This window comes from Actinomadura sp. NPDC000929, assembly GCF_040492065.1.
GTDB classification, from domain to species: Bacteria; Actinomycetota; Actinomycetes; order Streptosporangiales; family Streptosporangiaceae; genus Spirillospora; species Spirillospora verrucosospora.
Map to the genome: position 1 here is coordinate 1 of NZ_JBEUPA010000339.1, position 1,001 is coordinate 1,001.

Sequence of the window (1,001 nt, forward strand, 5' to 3'; positions counted from 1 at the left end):
GCCCGCGCGGGCGCCTGCGGGGCCGCTCGACCTCGGGCCGGAAGCGGATCACCACCGGGAGGTCGGGCATGCCGACCGCGCGGCGGTACCGCTCGACCGGGCCCGCGCCCAGTTCCCCGTACACCTCGCTCACGAGGGCGTCGCCCGCGCAGGCCACGTTCAGCCGCAGGCGCGGCCGGTCGGCCGTCCCGGTGAGGCGGGCGCGGGCGTCCTGGACGCCGGGCAGCCCGCGCGCGTCCCGGTGCAGGACGTCGGCGGCGGCGCGGGCCCGGGCGCGGGTCTCGGGGTCGAGGTCGGGCCACCGCTGGTGGACGACGGCCCGCACCTGCATGACCAGCCACAGCTGGCCGGCGAGCGCGAGCACCTCCGCGGCGCCCGCCGCGGAGGGCAGGAACCAGCCGGTCTCGCGGGCGAAGCGCGCCAGCGCGGGGTCGAGCAGCGGCCGCCCCGACAGGGCGCCGAACGCGTCGAAGGCGCCGAGGCCGAGGGCGAGGCCGGCCGCGCCGGCCAGCAGCAGCACGGCCCCGGTCACCGCGATCGCGATCCTCATCGTCAGTCCTTCCGTCGGCACCGTCGGTCGTTGCGCAGCACTGCCGGACCTCCCGCGGGCGTGGGCGGCCCTCCCGCCGGCACCTCAGTCCTTCCGCCAGCCGAGGCGGACGTCGACCGGCGGCCGGCGCATCGGCTCGATCCGGTCCAGGCGCGCGTCGACCGCGTCGTGGACGAGGTCGGCGAGGTTCGCCGGGTTGCGGTAGTGGGTGGCGGCCCGCACGAGCAGGCCCCGGCGGAAGAACCCGAGGCCCCGGACGCGGGCGCGCTCGATGCCGGGGACCTCCATCGCCGCGGCCGCGAGCGTGCGGCGCAGCGCGGCGCGGCCGATGACGCCCGCCAGCCGCGGATCGGCGCCCGCCAGCGTGCCCACCCTGCGGGTGGTGCGTTGAGACGTTCGGTGGTTTTGGCGAGGGGGAAACACCCGGTCCCATCCCGAACCCGGAAGTTAA

The 1,001-nt window shown here is 78.2% G+C and carries 2 protein-coding genes and 1 rRNA gene; 1 reads left to right on the forward strand and 2 read right to left on the reverse strand.

Translation table 11 applies throughout. The features are described 5' to 3' along the window. The coding region (locus ABWI04_RS42770) for a hypothetical protein (protein WP_353835984.1) at window positions 1-550 on the reverse strand (550 nt) is incomplete at its 3' end. 84 nt (window positions 551-634) lie between these two features. Then, window positions 635-922, reverse strand: coding sequence for a DUF6286 domain-containing protein (locus ABWI04_RS42775; RefSeq protein WP_353835985.1), 288 nt, complete (start codon window positions 920-922; stop codon window positions 635-637). Window positions 923-945: 23 nt separating this feature from the next. Here ABWI04_RS42775 and rrf point away from each other — a divergent pair. Beyond that, window positions 946-1,001 (forward strand): 5S ribosomal RNA (rrf, locus tag ABWI04_RS42780); the annotation flags it as partial.